Genomic DNA, 16,360 nt, shown 5'->3' on the forward strand with positions numbered 1-16,360 from the left:
GGCGTCCGGCCCGCTGGGGAACGGGGTGTCGCCCAGGTGCCGGGAGGGGATCCCGGGCAGCCCAGGTGACCCGTCTCGGCGGGCAGGCAGTCAGGGGGCAGCGCAACAGAGAACCCTACCCCTGCTCGCGCACGCTGTCCACGTCGGGGGGTGGGGGGCGAGCCCCGCCACACTCCGGGAAGGACGGCGTCCGGCAGACCGGGCGGCGTTCCGCGCGGCCATGATGCCAGTCCGGGGGCCCCGCTGTCTCCGCCACGCCGCGCGGAGCGCGAGCCGGCCCGGCCCGCGGCCCCCGGATCAGCCGGTCGTGAGCAGGGTCAGGTCGCTGATCCTCCAGTCGCCGTCGACCCTCGCCAGCTGCACCTGGACGGTCTGGGTGCACGACTGCGCGCCCTCGGGGGTGACCGTGCACTCCGACCCCTCGGGGGCGGGCTGGGTCCCGCTGTTCACCGACTCGACGACGTACTGGCCGAAGACGACGACGGTCGCGCTGTCCTGGTCGTCGGAGACCTGCTGCAGGCCGACGTCGAGCACCTCGTACCGCGTGGTGGCCGACACCTGCTCGTAGGTGTCGACGATCCCGCCCTGGGACAGGTCCTGCTCGTACTGGTCCCGCAGGTCGCCGGTCAGGACGTCGAGCTTGCGCTGCACGCTGCCCTCGGAGTCCCGGTAGTCGTAGGCGTAGAGGGCCTGCACGTCCTCGCGCGCCGCGGCGAACACCGACGGCGAGACGTGCGCGGGGTCCAGCCGCTGCCAGGCCAGGAGGCCGACGAGACCGGCGGCGAGCACGCACAGCACCGTGAGGACCGCCACCAGCGGCAGCCGGCGACGACGCCGCGACGACGGCTCGGGGACCGTGCGGGTCCGGGCGGGGCGCTCGGCGCGGGCGCGGCGGGCGCCGTGCCGGGCGGGCGCCTCGGCCGGCACCTCGGTGACGGATGCCTCCGGCGCCTGGGCGCGGGCCTCCTCCCGGTCCCGGCGGCTGCCGGCCACCCGGGGGCGCGGGGACGGGCGGGGCCGGTCCGCGCGCGGGCGCGGCGTGGGGCGGGGGCGCTCCCCCGGGGTCTCGCTCACGCCGGTCACCTCCCCGAGATCCCGGACAGCAGCCAGCGGCCGTCCTCGCGCACGAGCTCCACCTGGATGCGGTAGCGCAGCACCTGGGCCTGCGGGCTGGCGGTGCTCTGCTGCGTCGACCGGATGACCAGCAGCACGGTGCCGGAGTCCTCGTCGGCGCTGACCACGCCCGCGCCGACGACCTCGGTCTGCACGACCGCCTGGGCGTCGACCAGCTCCTGCCGGCGGTCCTGCAGCTGGGCCAGGGACTCGTCGCGCAGGTCGCCGGTGGCCACGCGGCGCACCTGCTCGATGTCGTCGTCGATGGTGACCGCGTCGAAGGAGGTCAGGTCGACGATCCCCGAGCGGGCCGCCTGCAGCACCTGCACGTAGCTGTCGGTGCGCACCGGTGACTCGTCCTCGCGGGTCAGCCACAGCCACCCGGCCGCGGCGAGCAGCAGCACGAGCAGCGCCGCGAGCACGGGCACCAGCGGGACCGACAGCCGGCGGCGGGCGCGCGGCGCGTCGTCGGCGGCGGAGGGGTCGGCGGAGGGGTCGGCGGGGACCTCGTCGGGGGTCGTCGCGGTGTCCTGCCCGGCGCGCGTCACCGCGTCCTCCTCTCGTCCCGTGTCGTGTCGAGTGCTCTGGGTGATGAGCATGACGTACTCAGCCCGCCGTCCGTGCGAAGGGGAGGGCACCGAGCAGGCCGCCGAGGACGTCGTCGGCCACCGAGGCCACCGGCGCGCCGACACCGGCCCGGCCCTGCGGCCCGGGCGAGCCGACGCCGCCGTCGCGGCCGATGTTCTGCTCGCCGCGGATGTTCGAGCCCGACTCGTCCACGCCGTCGCCCGGGGTCGGGTCCGCGCCGTCCACGACGTCGCAGCCGACGGAGTCGACGTCCAGCCCGGCCACCGACCCCGGGCTGGGCAGCTGCCCGGTGGAGACGTAGCCGCTGGTGCAGGCCCGCGGGTCGTCGCTGTTGAGCACGAGGCCGAAGTGCGCGCGCATCGTGCCGCCGTCGTCGCGGACGACGCTGAACCCGCCGCTGACCGCGTCGGGGTAGGTGACGAGCATCTGCTCGACGCCGTCGAGGCGCGGGATGGTGACGCCGTTGAGGACGTCGAGGTGGCGCACCAGGGAGCCGAGGCCGGGCCCCGCGTCGTCCACCAGGTCCTGCAGCGCCGCCCCGGCGTCGGGCGCGTTGACGACCAGGCCGCGCAGGTCGGGGTCGATCTCCACCAGCGTGTCGCTGACCGCGCGCAGGTCGGCGGCCCACTGCTCGATCGCCGAGCGGCTCTCGGCCTGGGTCTGCAGCACGGTCCGCCCGTCGGTGATCAGCCGCAGCGTCTGCGGCAGCGACTCCTCGGCGCGGGCCAGCAGCAGGTCGCCGTTGTCGATGAGCCGGGTCAGGTCGTCGCCGGCGCCGGCGAAGGCGCGGCCGAGCTCGTCGACGACGACGCGCAGGTCCTCCGGGTCGATCGAGGTGACCAGCTGGTCGACGTGGAGCAGCAGCTGCTCGACCGGGATCGGGATGGCCGTGCGCGACTGCGGGATGACCGCGCCGTCGGCCAGGTACGGCCCGTCGGCGGTGGCCGGGCGCAGGTCGACGTACTGCTCGCCGACGGCGCTGCGGGTGGCCACGACGGCGTCGGTGTCGGCCGGGATGGGGTCGGCGTCGGGGTCGATGGTCAGCGTGACCCGGACGCCGTCGTCGGTGAGCTGCATGTCGCTGACCCGGCCCACGGCGACGCCCCGGTGGGTGACCTCGGCGTTGACGAAGATGCCACCGGAGTCGGCGAAGTCGGCGGCGACGTCGTAGCCGCTGCCGAGCAGCACCCGGTCGAGGCCGACGTAGGTGAAGCCGACGTAGGAGATGCCCAGCAGCGCGACCGCGGTGAACGCGAGCAGCTGCAGCCTGACCTTGCGGGTGATCACGGCGTGCCTCCCGTCGGGATGCCGGGCAGCCCGGGCAGGCCGGCCGGCGCGCCGCCGGTGCCGCCGCCGAGGACGGTGCCGGCCAGCCCGCCCAGCCCCGGCGCGAGCGACTGCGCCGGCGACGACGAGCCGGTGCCGGCGCCTCCGGAGTCGGCCGGCGGGGTGCCGGCGCTGCCGCAGGTGTCGCCGGCCAGGTCCTGCGGGTCGAGGGTCTCCAGGCCGCCGGTGACCGGGTCGACGACGTAGCGGCACAGCAGCTCGCGCAGGTCGAGGTCCAGGTTGGCCGTCATGTTGGTGAACAGGCCGTAGCCGCCGGTCCGCGCGTCGGGCCGGTACTGCAGCGCCGACAGCGAGCTGGCCGGGAACGGGTAGGTGAGCAGCAGGTCCAGCGACTCGGCGAGGTCGGGCCCCGCGGCGGCCAGCTGGGTGAGGATCGGCTGCAGCAGCTGCAGGTCGGCCACGGTGTCCGCGCCGGCCTGCTGGATGACCCGGGTGCCGACGTCGCCGAGGCGGGACAGGCTGTCGAGCATCGAGACGAGCAGGTCGCGCTGCTCGGTGACGACGTCGAGGCCCGGCCCGATGGTGTCCAGCGCCGTCTCGATGGTCCCGGTGCGGGCGGCGAGGGACTCGGCCAGCGCGTCCACGCTGTCCAGCGCCCGGCCGATCTCGTCGCGCTGCTGGTCGAGGCCGGCGATGAACGTGTCGAGCTGGGCGAGGGTGGCGCGGACGGCGTCCTCGCGGCCCTCGAGGGCGTCACCCAGCTCCCGGCTGATCGTCTGCAGCTGGGCCAGCCCCCCGCCGTTGAGCACCAGCGACAGCGCGCCGAGGAGCTCCTCGACCTCGACGTTGCGGTTGGTGCGGTCCAGGCCGATGAGCGCGCCGTCGGTGAGCTCGCCGGTGGGCGTCTCGGTGCCCGGGGCGGCCAGCTCCACGTACTTCTCCCCCAGCAGCGAGGACTGCTGGATCATCGCGACCGCGTTGGCCGGCAGGTCGACGTCGCCGTTGATCTCGACGGTGACCAGGGCGGTCCAGTCCTCCCCCAGCGAGACGTCCTGCACCCGGCCGACCGGGACGTCGGCGACGCGGACACCGGCCTGCGGGACGAGGTCCAGGACGTCGAGGAACTGGATCTGCACCGTGTACGGGTCGTCGCCGACGTCCGCGCCGCCGGGGAGGTCGAGGGAGTAGGCGCCGCGGAAGCCGCAGCCGGACAGCAGGAGCACCCCGGCACCCAGCGCGACCGCCCGCCGGCCCAGCGCGCTCACCGCTGCGCCCCCGGCACCAGCGGCAGGCCGACCAGCGGGGTGCCGCCGGCCCGCGGGGTGGTGCCGCGGCCGAACAGGGTGCCGAGCAGCTCCTGCAGGTCGGGCACGCCGTTGCCGTTGAGGTCGTCGAGCTGCCCGTCGTTGCCGGGGTCGCCCGAGAGCAGCCGCAGGCAGACCTGCTCGGTCGGCGGCAGCTGCAGGAACGCGGTCAGGTCGGTGGGGTCCACGCCCGCGATCCGCAGCCGGCCGGCCTGGGCCAGCAGCTGGCAGACCACGACCTCCGGGTTGGCCGAGCCCAGCGAGTTGTCGCGGGTGTCGAGCGTGCCGTAGTCGGGGTTGTAGGCGTGCGCGACGTTGCCCAGCGCGGCAGGGGCGACGTCGAGCACCTCGGCCAGCGCCTGCCGCTGCTGGACCAGGGTGAGGGTGACGTCGGCCAGCCGGTCGACGTTCGTCGTCAGCAGCGCGGTGTTGGTCTGCACGAACGTGGCGATCTCCCCCAGCGCCTGCGACAGCAGCTGCACCGCGGCGGCGAGGTCCTCCCGCTCGCCCTCGAGCTGGGCGGCGACCGCGGCCATGTTGTCGTTGAACTGGCCGACCTGGGTGTCGATCGTGGCCAGCGCCGAGGTGAACGCCTGCAGGTTCTCCACCGACCCGAACAGGTCGTCGCGGTTCTCCGCCAGGGTCTGCACCGCGGTCGAGAACCCGGTCAGCGTCCGGTTGAGCGCGTCGCCGTTGCCCTCGAGGTTGTCCGCGCCGGTGGCCAGCAGGTCCTGCAGCGCGCCGTCGGCGTTGGCGCCGGTCGGGCCGAGGGCGGCCGAGAGCTCGTCGAGGGCGCCGTACACCGCGTCCAGCTCGACCGGCGTGGCCGTGCGCGACAGGTCCAGCTCGGCGCCGTCCTCCAGCGTCGGGCCGCCGTCGTAGACCGGGGAGAACTGCACGTACCGGTCGCTGACCAGTGACGGCGCGAGGACGACCGCGTCGGCGTCGGCCGGGATGTCGTACTCGTCGTCGACGAGCATGTCGACGCGCACCCGGTCGCCCATCGGGACGACGTCGGTGATCTCGCCGACGTCGATGCCGAGGACCCGCACGTCGCCGCCCGGGTACACGCCCACGGCCTGGCCGAAGTACGCGGTGACCCGGATCTGGCCGGCCGGCCGCAGGACGGTCCAGCCGACCGCGCCGACCAGCACGAGCGCGGCGACCAGGGCGACACCGCGCTGCAGGGACCCGGTCACCGGCCCTCCTCGCAGGAGACGAGACCCCCGGGCACCTGGGCGGCGCCCCCGCAGAGCACCGACCCGACGGCGCCGGGCAGCAGGTTCTCCACGAAGCTGTCGAACCAGCGGCCGTTGCCCAGGGTGTTGGTGAAGACCCGGACGAAGGGCGCCAGGTCGGCGACGGTCTGCCCGAGGGCCTGGCGGTTGCGCGACAGGATGTCGGTGACGGCCGACAGCTGCTGCAGCGCCGGGGTGAGGGCCTCGCGGTTGTCCGCGACCAGCCCCGTCAGCTGCTGGGCCAGCGTCTGGGTGTTGGTGAGGATCGAGTCGATGAGCGCCCGGCGCTCCTGCACCTCGGTGAGCAGGGTGTTGGAGTCCAGGACGAGCTGGGTGAACTCGCCGTTGCGGTCGGCCAGGACCTGGGTCACGTCCCGGGTGGCCGACAGCAGCTCGCGCAGCTGGGCGTCCCGCGAGGCGATGGTGTCCGAGAGCCGGGCCAGCCCGTCCAGGGAGGTCCGGACCTCGTCGGGGGTGTCGGCGAAGGTCTCCGACAGCACCTCGAAGGAGCTCGCCAGCTGGGCGGTGTCGATGTCGTCGACGGTGGTGGACAGGTCCGCGAAGGCCTCGACGACGTCGTAGGGCGAGGCGGTGCGCTGCAGCGGGATGCGCTGCTCGGGGTCCAGCGGCGTCGCGCCGCGCGGGACCAGCGCCAGGTACTTCGCGCCGAGCACCGTCTCGATCTTGATGGCCGCCTCGGACCGGTCGCCGACGAACGCGTCGCGGACGCGGAACTCGACGGTGACCGCGCCGTCCTCCAGCGCCAAGCTCTCGACCTGGCCGACCTTGACGCCGGCGACGCGCACCGGGTCGTCGGGCCGGAGGCCCGCGGCCTCGGAGAACTGGGCGCGGTAGACGGTGCCCCCGCCGATGAGCGGCAGCGACCGGGCGTTGAAGGCGAGCAGCACCAGCAGCGCGATCAGCGAGAGGCTGACCGCCCCGATGACGACCGGGTTGCGGTCGCGGAACGGCTTGGCCGGACGGCGGGCCATCAGCACCCCCTCGCGCCGGAGGACAGCCCGCCCGCGGGGATGGTGCTCGGCTCGCTCGCGCCGGGCAGGGTGACCGTGCCGGACGCCCCGCACAGGTAGAAGTTGAACCAGCTGCCGTTGACGGCGGTCCGCGTGATCAGGTCGATCTTGGTCGGTGCGAGCTGCAGGAAGTCCTCCAGGACGTCGCCGGTGTCGGCGAGGTTGCCGGCCAGGTCGCCGAGGCCCTCGACGTCCGCCGCCAGCGGCGCCCGGGCGTCCTCGAGCAGCCCGGCGGTGCTCACCGCGAGGCCGTCGATGGTCTGCAGCGAGTCGAAGATCGCGTCGCGATCCTCGCTCAGCCCGGAGACGAACTGCTGCAGCGAGACGACCAGCGACGACAGCTGCTCGTCCCGGGCGGCGACCGTGCCCATCACCGAGGTGAGGTTGTCGATGACGCTGCCGATGACGGCGTCCTTGTCCGCGAGCGACGAGGTAAGCGAGCCGACGTGGCCGAGCAGGCTCTCCACCGTGCCGCCCTCGCCCTGGAACACCTGGACGATCTCGAAGGACAGCCGGTTGACGTCCTGCGGCGACAGGGCCTGGAACAGCGGCTGGAACCCGCCGAACAGCGTGGTGAGGTCCAGCGCCGGCTCCGTCTGGGCCAGCGGGATGGTGTCGCCCTCCTCGAGGGTGCGCCCGGCCGCCCCCTCTCCCTCGGTCAGCGCGACGTACCGCTGGCCGACGAGGTTGCGGTAGCGGATGGTCGCCAGCACCGAGGTGGGCAGCGGGACGTCGGAGTCGACCGCGACGGTCACCTCGGCCACCGGCCGGTCGGTCTGCTCGGACAGGCCGATGGCGGTCACCTGGCCCACCCGGACGCCGGCGATGCGCACCTCGTCGCCCTCCACCAGGCCGGCGACGTCGGTGAACTGCGCCCGGTACTCCAGCGGCTCGCCGTGGCCGGCGTTGGTGATGGTGCTGACCAGGACGTAGCTGGCGAGCACGGTCACCAGGGCGAACACGGCCAGCTTGGTCAGCGGCGCGGCGAGGCCCCTCATCGCAGCGCCACCTGGGTCCCCCGCAGCAGCGGCGCCATCGTCGAGGCGGCCAGGTCGGAGACCTCGCCGGGCTCCACGCCGGTCTGGTAGCCGAGGATGCTGCGCACGAAGTCCAGCTCCGCCGTCGACCCGGCCAGCCGGCCCGGCACCGAGTTCCCGAAGGCGGACAGGTCGGTGGTCACGTTGCCGTCGGGCTCCCCGGCGCCGGCGGGGACGTCCTCGGGTCCCCGGCCGCCCAGGCAGTTCGGGTTGCCGCTGTACGGGTTGTCCACCGAGTCGACGCCGTCCACCGGCGGCACCGGGCAGTAGTACTCGCCCCGGTCGGCGGCCGCGATGATCGCGTCGATGTCGTCCAGGCCCTGGCAGTCGGGCCCCGACCGGTCGAGGTACGCCGGCTGGTCGCCGGGCTGGTAGGGGTTGCGCGGCGGCAGCGTCACGGTGATGTCCAGGTTCAGCGCGGGGTCGCCGTCGCCGCCGAAGGCCTCGGTGATCATCGGCTTGAACCGGGCCAGGCCGTCGAGCAGGCACGGGTACTCCGGTGAGTACTCGGCGAACAGCCCGAGCACCGGCCGCGAGGTGGCGGCCAGCGAGATCAGGCTCTGCTCGTTGGTCTCCAGGAAGCCGGCCGCGGTCGCCGACGAGGCGCCGACGACGGTGAACGTGCGCCGCAGCTGCTCGGACTGGTCGACCAGCGTCTGCGAGGTCACCGCCAGGTCGTCGAGCACGGCCAGCAGGTCGTCGGCGGCCGAGTCGTAGGTGTCGGCGACGTCGGCCAGCCCGCTGATGTCGGCCTGCAGCTCGGGCAGCACGGTGTTGAGCTCGCCGACGTAGCGGCCGATCGAGGCGAGGTTCTCCCCCAGCCGGTCACCGCGCCCGCGCAGCGCCGAGGCCACCGCGCCGAGCGTGGAGCTGAGGTCCTGCGGCTGCACCGCCCGCAGCAGCGGCAGCAGGTCGTCGATGACCCGCTGCAGCTCGACGGCGTTCTCGGTGCGGTCCTGGCCGATCTCGTCGCCGTCGGCCAGCCGCTCCCCCGAGGGCCGCTCGGGCACCACGAGGGACACGTAGCGCTCGCCGAACAGCGTCTTGGGCAGCAGCCGGGCGGTGACGTCGGCGGGGATGCGGTCCAGGTGCTCGGGCCGGATGGCCAGCTCGATCGTCGCGCCCCCGGCGGAGGCCTCGACGGAGCGCACCTCGCCGACGATCACCCCGCGCACCTTGACGTCGGAGGCCTCCTGCAGCTGGTTGCCCACGGTGTCGGCGTGCAGCACCACGCGGGCGGTGTCGGTGAAGGCCTTGGTGTAGAGCGCCACGGTCAGCGCGAGCAGCACCACCAGGACGACGAGGAACGCCACGCCCTGCAGCCGACGGCGCACCACCGCGCCCCTGCCCCCGCTCATCTCCCGCTCACCCCGCGATCCGGACGGTCGTCGTCGAACCCCAGATGGCCAGCGACAGGAACAGGTCGATGACCATGACCGCCACGATCGAGAAGCGCACCGCCCGGCCCACGGCGAGGCCGACGCCGGCCGGGCCGCCGCCGGCCCGGTAGCCGTAGTAGCAGTGGCTCAGGATGATCACGACGGCGAAGACGAGCACCTTGGCGAACGACCACAGCACGTCCTGCGGCGGCAGGAAGAGGTTGAAGTAGTGGTCGTAGGTGCCGGCCGACTGCCCGTACGCCTCGGTGGTGATGGTCCGGGTGGCGAAGTAGCTGCTCAGCAGGCCGATGACGTAGAGCGGGACGACCGCGACGAACCCGGCGACGATGCGGGTGGTCACCAGGAACGGCAGCGAGGGGACGCCCATGACCTCGAGGGCGTCGATCTCCTCGTTGATCCGCATGGCGCCGATCTGGGCGGTGAAGCCGCAGCCGACGGTGGCCGACAGCGCCAGGCCGGCGACCAGCGGGGCGATCTCCCGGGTGTTGAAGTACGCCGAGAGGAAGCCGGTGAACGCCGAGGTGCCGAGCTGGTCGAGGGCGGCGTAGCCCTGCAGGCCGACCTCGGTGCCGGTGAAGAAGGACAGGAACGCGATGACGCCGACGGTGCCGCCGACGACCGCCAGCGCGCCGGTGCCGAAGGTGACCTCGGCCAGCAGCCGGAACGTCTCGCGCTTGTAGCGGCGCAGCGTGCGCGGCGTCCAGCCCAGGGCGCGGCCGTAGAAGGACAGCTGGTCGCCGAGGTCCTCGAGGGTGTCCATCGGTCGGCCGTGGACGCGGCGGACCAGCCGGCGCACGCCGACGCGGACCCGGTCGACCGGGGAGAGCAGCGCCACCGGGTCACTGCCCCTTCGGCGGGACGAGCTGGAAGTAGATCGCCGTCATCACGAAGTTCACCGCGAACAGCAGCAGGAAGGTGATGACCACCGACTGGTTCACCGCGTCGCCGACCCCCTTGGGCCCGCCGCCGGCGCGCAGGCCCTTGTAGGAGGCGACGATCCCGGCGATCAGCCCGAACACGAGGGCCTTGATCTCGCCGGACCAGAAGTCCTCGACCTGCGCGAGCGCGCCGAAGGACGCCAGGTAGGCGCCCGGCGTGCCGCCCTGCAGGACGACGTTGAAGAAGTAGCCGCCCGCCACGCCGACGACGCTGACCAGGCCGTTGAGCAGGGTGGCGACGAGCATCGCGGCCAGCACCCGGGGGACGACGAGGCGCTGGATCGGGTTGATCCCGAGCACCTCCATGGCGTCGATCTCGTCGCGGATCTTGCGGGCGCCGAGGTCGGCGCAGATGGCCGAGCCGCCGGCGCCGGCGATGAGCAGCGCGGTGACGATCGGGCTGGCCTCGCGCAGCACGGCCAGCACCGACGCCGAACCGGTGAAGGACTGGGCGCCGAGCTGGCGGGTCAGGGAGCCCAGCTGCAGGGCGATGACCGCGCCGAAGGGGATCGCGACCAGCGCCGTCGGCAGGATGGTCACGCTGGCGACGAACCAGGTCTGCTGGACGAACTCGCGCAGCTGGAAGGGCCGCCTGGGCAGCGCCCGGAAGGTGTCGAGCGCGAAGGCGAACAGCGTGCCGCTGGCGCGCAGCGGCCGGGCCGGGGAGAGCTTCCCGTCGAGCAGGCCCGGCGCCTCCGGCTTCCCGGTGGCCGTCACCGGCCGCTCCGCGGACCGGGCAGGGAGCCGCCGGCCGCCGTCGCGCCGACCGCCTGCGTGGTGTCCCGGTGCCGGCCGGCGGCGTCCGTCGTCGGCGCGAACACGCCGGCGTCGACCTGGGCGAGCAGGTCCTCGGGCAGGGAGTCGCGGATCGCCGTGGCGGTGGCCGGGTCGAACTCGTGCAGCATGCGGGCCACGCGCTCCTGCCGGCGGCGCTGGGCGCGCCGCTCGGGCAGGCCCGGGGACGGGTCGAGCTGCGGCGGGACGGCGTCGCCGCCGACGGCGCCCTTGGGCCCGACGCCGTTGTGCCGGTCGCCGCCGCGGGCCTGCAGGGCGGCCATCTCGGCCTCGACCTGCGCGACGTCCTTCTCCTCGCTCATGCCGATCGGGCCCTCGCGGCGGCCGTTGAGGAACTGCTGGACGACCGGCTCCTGCGAGGTGAGCAGCTGCTCGCGCGGGCCGAACATGGCCAGGTGCTTGCGGTAGAGCAGGCCGAGGTTGTCGGGCACGGTGCGGGCGGTGCCGATGTCGTGCGTGACGATGAGGAAGGTGGCGTCGATCTGCGCGTTGAGGTCGACGATCAGCTGGTTGAGGTAGGCGACGCGGACCGGGTCCAGGCCGGAGTCCGGCTCGTCGAACAGGATGATCTCGGGGTCGAGCACCAGCGCGCGGGCGAGGCCGGCGCGCTTGCGCATGCCGCCGGAGATCTCGCCGGGCAGCTTCCCCTCGGCGCCCTGCAGGCCGACCATGTCCATCTTCTCGAGGACGATGCGGCGGACCTCGGACTCGCTCTTCCTCGTGTGCTCGCGCAGCGGGAAGGCGATGTTGTCGAAGAGGTTCATCGAGCCGAACAGCGCGCCGTCCTGGAACAGGACACCGAACAGCTTGCGGACCTCGTAGAGCCGCGCCTCGCCGCACCGGACGATGTCGGTGTCGGTGATGACGATCGAGCCGCGCTCGGGCTTGAGCAGCCCCACCAGCGACTTGAGGAAGACCGACTTGCCGGTGCCCGAGGGGCCCAGCAGCACGGAGATCTCCCCGGGCGGCAGCGTGAGGGTGACGTCGCTCCAGATGTTCTGGCTGCCGAAGGACTTGGTCAGCCCCTCGACCTGGACCGCGACGCCCACCGTCGACCTCCCTCGCCCTGATCCGGGGTCCGCGCGGCGGGGCCCCGGGACCGCGTCCCGGCGCGGGTCCCCGTGCGCCGGGGACACCGCTCCTCGTACTCACGGGTAACGAGGACCGGAGGGGGAGGTTACGTGCGTCACTCGTCCGACGTGACACGGCTCGCTGTCACGCCACCCCACCGAGGGGGGCGGACGCGACAGGGGCCGCCCTCCCGGAGGAGAGCGGCCCCTGTGGCGTGCTGGGTGGTGCTGGTCCCCGGCTCAGGCCGGGGACGGCGTCACTTGACGGTGACGGTGGCGCCGGCGCCCTCGAGGGCGGCCTTGGCCTTCTCGGCGGCGTCCTTGGCGACCTTCTCCAGGACCGGCTTCGGCGCGCCGTCGACCAGGTCCTTGGCCTCCTTGAGGCCGAGCGAGGTCAGGCCGCGCACCTCCTTGATGACCTGGATCTTCTTGTCACCGGCGGCCTCGAGGATGACGTCGAACTCGTCCTGCTCCTCGGCGGCGGGGGCACCGCCGTCACCGGCACCACCGGCGGCCGGGGCGGCCGCGACGGCGACGGGGGCAGCCGCGGTGACCTCGAAGGTCTCCTCGAACTGCTTCACGAAGTCGGACAGCTCGAGCAGCGTCATCTCCTTGAACGCGTCGAGCAACTCCTGGCTGGACAGCTTGGCCATGATCTCTCCTAGGGGGTCAGTCGGTGCTGGCCGCGGTGTCCGCGGCGTCAGCGGAGTCGGTGGTGGTGTCGGCAGCAGTGGTGTCGGCGGCGGGAGCGGCGGAGCCCTCGGTGGACTCCTTCTTCTCCTGCAGCGCCGCGGCCAGGCGGGCGACCTGCGACAGCGGGGCCTGGAACAGGCCGGCGGCCTTGGTCAGGTTGCCCTTCATCGCGCCGGCCAGCTTGGCCAGCAGCACCTCGCGCGGCTCGACGTCGGCGAGGGCGGTGACCTCGGCGGGGCTGACGGTGCGGCCCTCGACGACGCCGCCCTTGACGACGAGCAGCGGGTTGGCGCGCGCGAAGTCGCGGATGGCCTTGGCGGCCTCGACGACGTCGCCCTCGATGAACGCGATCGCGGTCGGGCCGTTGAGCAGCGGGGCCAGGTCGGTGTGGCCGACCGAGTCCGCCGCCCGCTTCGTCAGGGTGTTCTTGACGACGGCGTAGCTGCTGCCCGCACCGAGGGAACGCCGCAGCTGGGTCAGCTGCGACACGGTCAGCCCGCGGTACTCGGTGAGCACGGCCGCGCTGGACTTCTGGAACCGCTCGGTGATCTCGTCGATCACCGCGGCCTTCGCCTGCGTGGGCATGGGCCTCCTCTCGTCGGACGGGTGACCACCCGTGCGCCGCACGGCAGCGGACGATCGGGGCCCGGAGACGAGGAACGCCCCGGCGCAGGGCGCACGGGGCGAATGACGCGGGCACGGGGCGCCGCGGCGATCGAACCGTCCTCCTGCGCGGGCCGCCCGGGGATCCGGGACCTTCGATCGCACGCGGACGTGCGACGACCAGCGGTCGTGGGGGGAACGCCGCCCAGCGTACACGGTGCCGCGCGGACGCCGCTGTCGCCGTCCTCACCCGCGGGCGGGCCCGGACGCGCCAGGGCCCCGCAGCGCACGTGCGCTGCGGGGCCCCGTGGTGACGTACTGGAACGGCCTCGTCCCGGGGCCCGCCCTGAGCTCGCGAAGGGTGGGGAGGACGAGGTCCTTCGTCAGGCGGTGGGCTCGTCCACCGTCAGGTTGCGGGTGCGGTTCGGGTCGACCGGGATGCCCGGGCCCATCGTGGTGGAGATGGTGACCTTCTTCAGGTACCGGCCCTTGGCCGCGGCCGGCTTGGCGCGCAGCACCTCGTCGAGGGCGGCGGCGTAGTTCTCGACGAGCTTGGTCTCGTCGAAGGAGGTCTTGCCGATCACCAGGTGCAGGTTGGCCTGCTTGTCGACGCGGAAGTTGATCTTCCCGCCCTTGATGTCCGCGACGGCCTTGGTGACGTCGGGCGTCACGGTGCCGGTCTTGGGGTTCGGCATCAGGCCGCGGGGGCCCAGGATGCGGGCGATCCGGCCGACCTTGGCCATCTGGTCGGGCGTGGCGATCGCGGCGTCGAAGTCCAGGAAGCCCTCCTGGATGCGCGCGATCAGGTCGTCCGAGCCGACGACGTCGGCGCCGGCGGCCTCGGCCTCGGCGGCCTTGTCACCGGTCGCGAAGACGATGACGCGGGCGGTCTTGCCGGTGCCGTGGGGCAGGTTGACCGTGCCGCGGACCATCTGGTCGGCCTTGCGCGGGTCGACGCCCAGCCGCATGGCCACCTCGACGGTGGCGTCATAGGTGGTCGGCGAGGTCTCCTTCGCCAGCCCCGCCGCCTGCAGCGGGCTGTACAGGCTCTGGCGGTCGACCTTGGAGGCCGCCTCGAGGTACTTCTTGCCGTGCTTCGCCATGGTGGTTCCTCTCCCCCGCCGCGGGTGCGGGGATCGCGTGGTGTGCGGGCCTGGCGCAGGCCCTCCCACAGGTGCGCGGGGCTCGGGCGAGCCCCGGGTGGTGCGATGCCGCCGGTTCCCGGCGGCTTCCGTCAGCCGGTGACGGTGATGCCCATCGACCGGGCGGTGCCGGCGATGATCCGCTCGGCCTCGTCCAGCGAGTTGGCGTTGAGGTCGGGCATCTTCGTCTGCGCGATCTCGCGGACCTGGTCGCGGGTGACCGTGGCGACCTTGGTCTTGTGCGGCTCGCCCGAGCCCTTCTCGACACCCGCGGCCTTGAGCAGCATGCGGGCGGCCGGCGGGGTCTTGGTGACGAAGGTGAACGAGCGGTCCTCGTACACCGAGATCTCGACCGGGACCACGTTGCCGCGCTGCGACTCCGTGGCGGCGTTGTACGCCTTGCAGAACTCCATGATGTTGACGCCGTGCTGGCCGAGCGCCGGACCCACGGGCGGCGCGGGGGTGGCCGCACCGGCGTTGATCTGGAGCTTGATGACCGCGGTCAACCGCTTCCTGGGGGGCATGACTTCCTTCTCGTGTGACTCAGGCTCGAACGGCCGGGGTGGTGCTCGGGCGCACTCAGATCTTGGCGACCTGGGTGAACGACAGCTCGACCGGCGTCTCCCGGCCGAAGATGGAGACCAGCACCTGCAGCTTCTGCTGCTCGGCGTTGATCTCGTTGATGGTCGCCGGGAGGGTGGCGAACGGGCCGTCCATGACGGTCACCGACTCGCCGATCTCGAAGTCGACGACGGCGGTCGGCGCGGACGCCGCCGCGGGCGAGGTCGCCTCGGTCGCCTTGGCCGCCTGCGGCGGGGCGTCGGGCACCAGCAGGTTGACGACCTCGTCGATCGACAGCGGCGAGGGCCGCGAGGTGGCACCGACGAAGCCGGTGACGCCGGGGGTGTTGCGGACCGCGCCCCAGGACTCGTCGTTGAGGTCCATCCGGACGAGCAGGTAGCCGGGCAGCTTCTTCCGGTTGACCTGGGTGCGCTTGCCGTTCTTGATCTCGGTGACCTCCTCGGTGGGCACCTCGATCTGGAAGATGTAGTCCTCCATGTCCAGCGACTGGATGCGGGACTCGAGGTTGGTCTTCACCTTGTTCTCGTAGCCCGCGTAGGAGTGGATGACGTACCAGTCGCCGAACTGCGTGCGCAGGGTCCGCTTGAGCGTCTCGCGCGGGTCCTCGTCCGCGGCCTCCGCCTCGGCCAGGGCCTCGGTCACGACCGGGTCGTGGTCGGGGGCCGGCGCGGCCAGCGGGTCGCCGACCAGGCTGTCGCGGCCGCCGCCCTCGACCGCGGGGGTCACGTCGGCGACACCGGTGGCGGTGTCCTGGTCGGCCGTGTCGGCCGACCCCTCGGCGGAGCCGGCCTGGTCCGCGCCGGTCTCGAGGTCGACGCTGCCGCGGACGTCCATCCGCTCGTCGTCGAGGTCGATGGCCTCGACGTCGCTGTCGGTGTCGAAGGGCTCGCGGGGGTCGGTCACGGGGTCTCTTCCTTGTCGGGTGCGGTCAGGCGCAGGGGGCGGTCAGCCGAAGACGGCGAGCACGCCCTGCGCGAAGAGGACGTCGAGGCCCGCGACGAGCGCCACCATGAACGCCACGAAGAGGATGACGACGGTCGTGTAGGTGATCAGCTCCCGGCGGCCGGGCCAGATGACCTTGCGGAGCTCGGCGACGACCTCGCGCAGGAACCGGCGCAGGTTGCGCCTCTGCCGGACCTCCTCGGCCCGCGCCCGCTGCGCGGCGGCCCGGGACCGGGTGCCCGAGCCCTCGGTGGCGCGGCCGGCGGGACGGCTGCCGGCGGTTCCCTCGCGGGCGGGGCGGCGGGTGCGCGGGGCGGCGGGCTCGTCGTCCTCGTCGTCGCCGGCGGTGATCCGGCCGCCGCGGCGACGGGCCGGCGTGCTGACGACCTTGTCCTCCTCGGACTCCGCCTCGGCGGCGACCTCGTCCTCGGCGGCCTCCAGCTCGGCGGCGTCCTCGACGCCCGGGGCCTCGCGGTCGAGCTGCTCGTCGGTCAGCTCGGCGTCCGAGGCGGTGCGGGGGTCCTCCCCGCGGCCCGGCTTCTCGCTCACTGCGCCTCGCTCGCGTCGTGGTTGGTGGCCGCTGCTGTCGGGCCGTCT

The 16,360-nt window shown here is 73.5% G+C and carries 17 protein-coding genes; all 17 read right to left on the bottom strand.

Annotated elements, in window-relative coordinates; genetic code table 11:
* Nucleotides 1–297 precede the first annotated feature (297 nt).
* The 17 genes from ACI79Z_RS00860 to secE all read right to left on the bottom strand — a co-directional run bounded on the left by ACI79Z_RS00860 (nt 298) and on the right by secE (nt 16,312).
* Nucleotides 298–1,074 (bottom strand): hypothetical protein, encoded by a 777-nt coding sequence (locus ACI79Z_RS00860; RefSeq protein WP_456901395.1) that lies wholly within the window; start codon nt 1,072–1,074, stop codon nt 298–300.
* 5 nt (nt 1,075–1,079) lie between these two features.
* Nucleotides 1,080–1,661: a hypothetical protein gene (locus ACI79Z_RS00865; RefSeq protein ID WP_456901396.1), complete on the bottom strand. Its 582-nt coding sequence runs from the start codon at nt 1,659–1,661 to the stop codon at nt 1,080–1,082.
* Between the two features lie 58 nt (nt 1,662–1,719).
* Nucleotides 1,720–2,988 carry an MCE family protein gene (locus ACI79Z_RS00870; protein WP_456901397.1) on the bottom strand — a complete coding sequence of 423 codons (1,269 nt, stop codon included), beginning with the start codon at nt 2,986–2,988 and terminating at the stop codon, nt 1,720–1,722.
* The gene (locus ACI79Z_RS00875; RefSeq protein ID WP_456901398.1) at nt 2,985–4,253 is read right to left on the bottom strand and encodes an MCE family protein; all 1,269 of its coding nucleotides are present in this window, start codon (nt 4,251–4,253) and stop codon (nt 2,985–2,987) included. Before ACI79Z_RS00875 ends, ACI79Z_RS00870 begins: the two co-directional genes overlap by 4 nt.
* On the bottom strand, nt 4,250–5,491 hold the full coding sequence (locus ACI79Z_RS00880) for an MCE family protein (RefSeq protein WP_456901399.1): 1,242 nt from the start codon (nt 5,489–5,491) through the stop codon (nt 4,250–4,252). Before ACI79Z_RS00880 ends, ACI79Z_RS00875 begins: the two co-directional genes overlap by 4 nt.
* Complete coding sequence (locus ACI79Z_RS00885; RefSeq protein WP_456901400.1) at nt 5,488–6,522, bottom strand: MCE family protein; 1,035 nt, start codon at nt 6,520–6,522, stop codon at nt 5,488–5,490. The genes ACI79Z_RS00880 and ACI79Z_RS00885 overlap by 4 nt, the downstream gene beginning before the upstream one ends.
* Nucleotides 6,522–7,559: an MCE family protein gene (locus ACI79Z_RS00890; protein ID WP_387987781.1), complete on the bottom strand. Its 1,038-nt coding sequence runs from the start codon at nt 7,557–7,559 to the stop codon at nt 6,522–6,524. The genes ACI79Z_RS00885 and ACI79Z_RS00890 overlap by 1 nt, the downstream gene beginning before the upstream one ends.
* On the bottom strand, nt 7,556–8,956 hold the full coding sequence (locus ACI79Z_RS00895; protein ID WP_456901401.1) for an MCE family protein: 1,401 nt from the start codon (nt 8,954–8,956) through the stop codon (nt 7,556–7,558). The genes ACI79Z_RS00890 and ACI79Z_RS00895 overlap by 4 nt, the downstream gene beginning before the upstream one ends.
* 7 nt (nt 8,957–8,963) lie before the next feature.
* Nucleotides 8,964–9,833 (bottom strand): MlaE family ABC transporter permease, encoded by an 870-nt coding sequence (locus tag ACI79Z_RS00900; RefSeq protein ID WP_456901402.1) that lies wholly within the window; start codon nt 9,831–9,833, stop codon nt 8,964–8,966.
* Between the two features lie 4 nt (nt 9,834–9,837).
* On the bottom strand, nt 9,838–10,653 hold the full coding sequence (locus ACI79Z_RS00905; protein ID WP_456901403.1) for an MlaE family ABC transporter permease: 816 nt from the start codon (nt 10,651–10,653) through the stop codon (nt 9,838–9,840).
* Nucleotides 10,650–11,780 (bottom strand): ABC transporter ATP-binding protein, encoded by a 1,131-nt coding sequence (locus ACI79Z_RS00910; protein WP_387987785.1) that lies wholly within the window; start codon nt 11,778–11,780, stop codon nt 10,650–10,652. Before ACI79Z_RS00910 ends, ACI79Z_RS00905 begins: the two co-directional genes overlap by 4 nt.
* A gap of 278 nt (nt 11,781–12,058) precedes the next feature.
* Nucleotides 12,059–12,454 (bottom strand): 50S ribosomal protein L7/L12, encoded by a 396-nt coding sequence (rplL, locus tag ACI79Z_RS00915; protein ID WP_387987787.1) that lies wholly within the window; start codon nt 12,452–12,454, stop codon nt 12,059–12,061.
* A gap of 16 nt (nt 12,455–12,470) precedes the next feature.
* Nucleotides 12,471–13,079 (bottom strand): 50S ribosomal protein L10, encoded by a 609-nt coding sequence (gene rplJ / locus ACI79Z_RS00920; protein WP_456901404.1) that lies wholly within the window; start codon nt 13,077–13,079, stop codon nt 12,471–12,473.
* Between the two features lie 401 nt (nt 13,080–13,480).
* Nucleotides 13,481–14,200, bottom strand: coding sequence for a 50S ribosomal protein L1 (rplA, locus tag ACI79Z_RS00925; RefSeq protein ID WP_387987790.1), 720 nt, complete (start codon nt 14,198–14,200; stop codon nt 13,481–13,483).
* A 131-nt stretch (nt 14,201–14,331) separates the two neighbouring features.
* A complete protein-coding gene (rplK, locus tag ACI79Z_RS00930; protein ID WP_387987792.1) occupies nt 14,332–14,763 on the bottom strand; it encodes a 50S ribosomal protein L11 in 432 nt (143 codons plus the stop codon).
* A gap of 55 nt (nt 14,764–14,818) precedes the next feature.
* Nucleotides 14,819–15,724 (bottom strand): transcription termination/antitermination protein NusG, encoded by a 906-nt coding sequence (gene nusG / locus ACI79Z_RS00935; RefSeq protein ID WP_387987794.1) that lies wholly within the window; start codon nt 15,722–15,724, stop codon nt 14,819–14,821.
* A 42-nt stretch (nt 15,725–15,766) separates the two neighbouring features.
* The gene (gene secE, locus ACI79Z_RS00940) at nt 15,767–16,312 is read right to left on the bottom strand and encodes a preprotein translocase subunit SecE (RefSeq protein WP_387987796.1); all 546 of its coding nucleotides are present in this window, start codon (nt 16,310–16,312) and stop codon (nt 15,767–15,769) included.
* Nucleotides 16,313–16,360: the final 48 nt, after the last annotated feature.

It is taken from the genome of Geodermatophilus sp. SYSU D00663 (assembly GCF_054050655.1).